Source organism: Knoellia flava TL1 (assembly GCF_000768675.1).
Lineage (GTDB): Bacteria > Actinomycetota > Actinomycetes > Actinomycetales > Dermatophilaceae > Knoellia > Knoellia flava.
In genome coordinates this window covers 109389-115697 of sequence record NZ_AVPI01000002.1, presented here as the reverse complement: position 1 = coordinate 115697, position 6309 = coordinate 109389, and the positions used below count along the sequence as shown (strand labels likewise).

The 6309-nt window shown below is 71.7% G+C and carries 5 protein-coding genes and 1 tRNA gene; 4 read left to right on the top strand and 2 right to left on the bottom strand.

All coding sequences use genetic code 11. The annotated features are described in order from the left end of the window. Window positions 1-684, top strand: a 684-nt coding sequence (locus tag N798_RS02425) for a lanthionine synthetase LanC family protein (protein ID WP_035945951.1), incomplete at its 5' end; no start/stop codon positions are given. 42 nt (window positions 685-726) lie between these two features. Here the strand turns inward: N798_RS02425 and N798_RS02420 are convergent. Further along, window positions 727-1077 (bottom strand): hypothetical protein, encoded by a 351-nt coding sequence (locus N798_RS02420; RefSeq protein ID WP_035945950.1) that lies wholly within the window; start codon window positions 1075-1077, stop codon window positions 727-729. A 121-nt stretch (window positions 1078-1198) separates the two neighbouring features. Here N798_RS02420 and N798_RS02415 point away from each other — a divergent pair. Both N798_RS02415 and N798_RS02410 read left to right on the top strand, forming a co-directional pair. Then, window positions 1199-1283 (top strand) — tRNA-Ser (locus N798_RS02415). Between the two features lie 148 nt (window positions 1284-1431). Beyond that, a complete protein-coding gene (locus N798_RS02410) occupies window positions 1432-3966 on the top strand; it encodes a glycoside hydrolase family 32 protein (protein ID WP_052116834.1) in 2535 nt (844 codons plus the stop codon). 83 nt (window positions 3967-4049) lie between these two features. Here N798_RS02410 and N798_RS02405 read toward each other — a convergent pair whose 3' ends face one another. Further along, a complete protein-coding gene (locus N798_RS02405; protein WP_035945948.1) occupies window positions 4050-5075 on the bottom strand; it encodes a LacI family DNA-binding transcriptional regulator in 1026 nt (341 codons plus the stop codon). Window positions 5076-5217: 142 nt separating this feature from the next. Between N798_RS02405 and N798_RS02400 the strand changes: the two genes are divergently transcribed. Continuing rightward, window positions 5218-6309 carry a substrate-binding domain-containing protein gene (locus tag N798_RS02400; RefSeq protein WP_035945946.1) on the top strand — a complete coding sequence of 364 codons (1092 nt, stop codon included), beginning with the start codon at window positions 5218-5220 and terminating at the stop codon, window positions 6307-6309.

Below are 6309 nucleotides of genomic sequence, written 5' to 3'. Positions count from 1 at the left end.
CGGCCGCTGTGCGGGCTGGCCCACGGCGCCTCCGGCATCGTCTGGGCGCTCGCCGAGGCCGCGGCGGCGTGGCCCCGGCTCGCCTCCTCCGCCCTCGAACTCGCGGCCGAAGGGCTGGAGTGGGAGGCGACCTGGTCCGAGCCCGTGCGGGGCGGGTGGCCGGACCTGCGTGAGGACGGGGTGTCGTGGCCCGACCTGTGGTGCCACGGTTCGGCCGGGGCGGGAGCGGTGCGGCTGCGGCTGCTCGAGCTCGTCGACGCCGGGCTCGACGTGCCGTGGTCGGTGGAGACCACTCGGGCCGAGGCCGAGATGGCGGTCCAGCGGTGCGGACGCGCGATGGGGGACGCCGCCGACCGTGCGGTGGAGGGTGGCGCGGGTGCGGTCGTCGCCGGGTGGACGCTCTGCCACGGCGCGGGCGGTCCGGCCGGTCTCGTCGCCCTGGCCGCCGACGTCCTCGGCGTCCCCGAGCACCGCGACGAGGCACTCTCGGCCGCGGCGGCGTTCGTCGCGTCGGCACCGACCGACCCCGAGCTCTGGCCGTCGGGCCTGCGCGGCGCGGACGGCGACGTCTCGCTCGCCACGGGCGTGGCTGGGACCGCCGTGCTGCTCACCGACCTCGCCGTGCCCGGTGTCGTGCCCTCGCTGCCGCTGCTCGGGGCAGGCGGGGTGCGCGGGACGCGCTGACTCGCGGGCTCCGGGAGCTCTGGGCGACAGCGGCGATGCGCGTCAGCGTCGGGTCGCGGAGCCCCAGGGGTCCTCGTCGCCCCCGGCGGACCGGGCCACCCAGGGGTCGCCGCCCGTCGTGCGGTCACGGCCGTTGCTCACCTGCGACGGGACGGTGCGGGAGGCGCGCAGCTTCTCGCTCGTGGCCTTGGCGGCGTCCGCGACGAAGTCGGCGACGACAGGAGCGGCCTTGGTGCGGGCGCCTTCCTTGGCGGCGGTGACCTGCTTCTGCACGGGACCGCTCTGCCACACCTTGCCGGAGACGGTCTTGATCTGGTCGTAGCGCTGCTTGCCGGCGCGGGCGCCGAGGACGTAGCCGGCTGCGAGGCCGACCCAGAAGCTCATTCGAGGCATGGGTGGATGTGTCCCTTCCGTTGACCTCCGACCCTACCTGCCGGGCGCGGTGGTGCGGGTTCAGCGCCAGGGGCGCTCCCGGCATACGCTGTCCTCCGGTCGCCGCCCCGGCGGTGACCGTGGCGGGTTCGCATAGTGGCCGAGTGCAGTCGCCTTGAAAGCGACCAGAGGGAGACCTCTCGTGGGTTCAAATCCCACACCCGCCGCCCTCCCCGAAGGCGCGCGCGAACCGTGCGCGTCGTGCGCGCGCGGGCGCGACCCCCGCGTCTCACGATCCGAGTCCTCCGGTTGACGTACCCACGGGTCTGCCCTTGGATCACTGCTGACAACGTTGTCATATCCGGGGAGACCTCCATGCCACTGTCCGTCCGTCCACGTCTGCGCCGCCGCCGCGGCGCCGTCCTGCTCGCCGTCGCCGTCCTCACCGCCCTCGGTGTCGCGCCGGCAGCGGCCGACACCCCGCAGCACCGACCGGCCTACCACTTCAGCCCGGCGAAGAACTGGATGAACGACCCCAACGGGCTCGTCTTCCACAAGGGCGTCTACCACCTCTTCTTCCAGTACAACCCGCTCGGCGACCGCTGGGGCAACATGTCCTGGGGCCACGCGACGAGCCGCGACCTCGTCCACTGGGAGGAGCAGCCGGTCGCCATCCCGTTCGACGCGAACGAGGGTGTCTTCTCCGGCTCGGTCGTCGTCGACACGACGAACAGCTCGGGCCTCGGAACCGCCGCCAACCCGCCGATGGTCGCGATGTACACGAGCGCCTACACGCAGGCGAGCGGGCGCGACGGCATCCAGGCGCAGTCGCTCGCGTACTCCACCGACGACGGCCTGACGTGGACGAAGTACTCGGGCAACCCGGTCATCGACATCGGGTCGCGTGAATTCCGCGACCCGAAGGTGTTCTGGTACGAGCCCGCCAAGGAGTGGCGCATGGTCGCCGTCATCGCCAACGAGCACAAGGTCCTCATCTGGCGCTCGGCCGACCTCAAGGCGTGGACTCGCCTCTCGGAGTTCGGTCCTCGCAACGCCACCGGTGGCGTCTGGGAGTGCCCCGACCTCTTCCCACTCGCCGTCGACGGCGACCCGGGCAACGTCAAGTGGGTCATGCTCGTCAGCCTCAACCCGGGCGGCATCGCCGGCGGGTCGGGCACGCAGTACTTCGTCGGCGACTTCGACGGGACCACCTTCACCGCCGACGGGCCCGCGACGTACGAGCCGCCCGCCGGCACTCTCCTCCAGGGCTTCGAGAACGGGTATGCCGGCTGGACCGCGACCGGGACCGCGTTCGGCTCCCAGCCCGCGGCCGGGACCCTGCCGGGCCAGCAGACCGTCTCGGGCTACGTGGGCGAGCGGCTCGTCAACAGCTTCCTCGACTTCGACGCGTCGCAGGGCACGCTGACCTCGCCCGAGTTCACCATCGACCGGCCGCACCTCAACTTCCTCGTCGGTGGCGGCCGCCACCCGGCCGTGCCCGGGGCGACCCAGGGCGATCCGGGCGGAGAGGTCTTCACCGACTTCGAGACGCTCGACCCGGCCACGCACCTGCCGGCCGGCTGGAGCGCGACCGGCGAGTTCGTCGGCTACGGCGCGACGAGCTCCGGGCTGCCCTACCACCAGGGCGACAAGGTGCTCGACACCTGCGTCGTGCCGGACCGGTGCGACCCCGCGACCGGCACGTTCGTCTCGCCCGAGTTCACGGTGACGCGCGACTGGGTCAACCTGCTCATCGCCGGCGGCAACCACCCGCTCGGCGCGAGCGGACCGACCGTCGTCGAGCTCGTCTCCGGTGGTGTAATCGTCGGGTCGGTGTCCGGCAACAGCTCGGGCGACATGGACTGGCGGCACATCGACGCACGCTCGGTGGTGGGCGAGAAGGCCCGCATCGTCGTGCGCGACGACAACAGCAGCGGAGACTGGGGTCACCTCATGGTCGACGACATCCGCTTCTCCGACACCGCCGCCGGCCCTCGTGACACGCAGACGACGGTCAACCTCGTCGTCGGCGGCGAGGTCGTCCGGTCGGCGACCGGCTCCGACAGCGAGGCCCTCGACTGGACGTCGTGGGACCTGTCCGACCTCCAGGGGCGGACGGCCCAGGTGCGGATCGTCGACCACAGCTCTGGAGGCTGGGGTCACGTCCTCGCCGACCAGTTCATGCTCGCCGACGCGCCGGCGAGGAACGGCACCGAGCGTGCGAGCTGGGTGGACCACGGCCGCGACAACTACGCCGGCGTGACGTTCAACGGCCTGCCCGACTCCCAGCGCACGACCCTGTCGTGGATGAACAACTGGCAGTACGCGCAGGACGTGCCGACGAGCCCCTGGCGCGGGCAGATGACGATGCCGCGCACGCTGTCGCTCGTGTCCGCTGACGGTGGGCCGCAGCTGCGGCAGACGCCCGTCGCCGCCGTCGAGAAGGCGCTCGTCAACCGTGACAAGGAGCAGGCCAAGGTCCGCGGTGTGGCTGCGGGTGAGCGGTCGACCGGGCTCGACACCACCGTGGCGCGGGTCGAGGTCCGCGTCGCCCTGGGCTCCGCGCAGGAGGCCGGCGTCGTGCTGCGGCGCAGCGCCGACGGTGCGGTCGGCACCCGGGTGGGGGTGCGGCGCGACGGCACCCTCGTCGTCGACCGGACTCGCAGCGGCGACGTCGGGTTCAACGCGCTCTTCGCCAGCGTCGAGGAGGCGCCGGTGACGGTGCGCGACGGCGAGGCGACGTTCACGGCATACCTCGACCGCAGCTCGGTGGAGGTGCTCGCCGAGGGCGGGCAGCGTTCGGTGACCGACCTCATCTACCCGCCGGCGTCGGCCACTGGGGTCGCGGCCTACGCGGTGGGTGGCACGGCCAAGGCCGTCGACGTCAAGGTGACGCCCCTGCGACCCTGACCAGCCACCCTCACTCCCGACTGATTGCGCGGGAGCGACGTCAAGGGCCCGGATGTGCCCGGGTTCGCGTCGCTCCTGCGCAATCAGTCCGAGGGCGGGATCTCGCCGGACCCCCGGACGACGAGCGTCGGCTCGACGACGATCCGCTGCGGGGGCCGCTCGTCACCGTCGAGCCGGGCGACGAGCAGGTCGGCGGTGAGGCGCCCGATCCGGACGACGTCCTGGCGGATGACGGTGAGCGGTGGCGTGAGCAGGTCGGCGAGCGGGAAGTCGTCGAACCCGACGATCGCCACCGAGTCACCGAGCCCGCGCCGACGCAGGGCACGCACCGCACCCTGTGCGAGGTCGTTGCGGCCGGCGAAGATCGCCGTCGGCGGGCGGTCGAGGTCGAGCAGTCGTGACACCGCCGCCTCGCCCGCGGCGGGGCCACGCAGCCCGGTCACCGTGAGTCGTTCGTCGGGGTGCACCCCGCGCGCCCGGTGGGCGTCGACGAAGCCCTGAAGCCGCTGCTGGGCGGTCGAGATGTCGGGCAGGTCGGTGAGGCAGGCGATGCGCCGATGTCCCTGTGCGAGAAGGTGTTCGGTGCCCATGACGGCGCCCTCGACGTTCTCGACGGTCACTGAGTCGGCGGCGATGCCACGCGGCTCGCGGTCGACGAAGACGACGGGCATGCCGGCCCGCACCTCGGAGGAGAGGTAGTCCTGGCGGTCCGTCGAGGGCATGAGGACGAGGCCGTCGACCCGCCGCGTCACGAGGTCGTGGACGAGGGTGCGCTCGCGCTCGGGCTCCTCGTCGAGGCTCGCCGAGAGGATGGCGGTGCCTCGCGCCCGGGCGGCGTCCTCGAGCGACCGGAGGAGGGCGGCGGAGAAGCTGTTGCCGACGTCCTGGAGCAGGGCGCCGATGAGACCGCTGCGTCCGCCTCCGCGACGGAGGTTGCTCGCCGCGAGGTGGTGGCGGTAGTCGAGCCGGTCGACCGCGTCCTGGACGCGCATCCGGACCTGCTCGGCCACGCCCGGCTCGTCGTTGACGACCCGCGACACCGTCTTGATGCTCACGCCCGCGAGGGCGGCGACATCGCGCATCGTCGCGCGCCCGACCCGCTCAGTCATGGCGCCGCCGCTGCGGCGGGCGGTTGGACAACGATGTCACCGTCATGTCACGAGTTGTACGCCATCCCTTGACCTCAAGGCAAGCAAGCCCTATAAATGGCTTTGACAACGTTGTCATCGGACACTCAAAGGAGAGACATCCATGCGCACCACCTCACGCGCCTCACGCGCCCTCGTCCTCGCCGTGGCGGCCTCGACGGCACTCGGCCTCTCGGCCTGCAACCGGTCCAGCGACTCCGACACCGGGAGTGGCGGTGAGGCGGCAGTGGGTGTCGCCCTCATCACCAAGGACTCGACGAACCCGTTCTTCGTCGCCATGCAGCAGGGCGCCAAGGCGGACGCCCAGAAGAACAACGTCAAGCTCACGGTCGCCTCCGGCAAGCAGGAGGGTGACGACCAGGGCCAGATCACCGCGATCGAGGACGCCATCGCCCGCGGCGACAAGGGCATCCTCATCACCCCGATGAGCACCGGCGTCAACGCGGCGATCAAGAAGGCCCGCGACGCCGGCCTCTACGTCATCGCGCTCGACACCCCGCCCGACCCGGCCGACACCGTCGACATCACCTTCGCCACCGACAACCGCGAGGCCGGCAAGCTCATCGGCCAGTGGGCGGCGGCGCAGATGGCCGGCAAGCCGGCGACGATCGCCCTGCTCGACCTCTTCAACGACAAGATCGTCTCGGTCGACTACAACCGTGACCAGGGCTTCCTCGAGGGCATGGGCATCGACGTCAAGGACGGCAAGAAGAACGGCGACGAGGCCAAGACGGGCAAGTACTCCGCCTCCGGTGGTGGCGACTACACGATCGTCTGCAACGAGGCCGGCAACGGCGCCGAGGACGGTGGCCGCTCCGCCATGGAGAAGTGCCTCGCCAAGAACCCCAACATCAACCTCGTCTACACGATCAACGAGCCGACGGCCGTCGGCGCCAACGCCGCGCTCAAGGCGGCCGGCAAGACCGCGACGATCGTCTCGGTCGACGGTGGCTGCGCCGGCGTCGCGTCGGTGAAGTCCGGCGTCATCGGTGCGACCGCCCAGCAGTACCCGCTCAAGATGGCGACCGAAGGCATGGCCGCCATCGCGTCGGTCGCCCGCGGCGGCGAGAAGCCGCAGCCCGACTCCGGCCTCGACTTCAAGAACACCGGTGTCGCGCTCGTGACCGACAAGCCGGCCGACGGCGTCGAGAGCATCACCTCCGACGAGGGCTCCAAGATCTGCTGGGGCAACTGA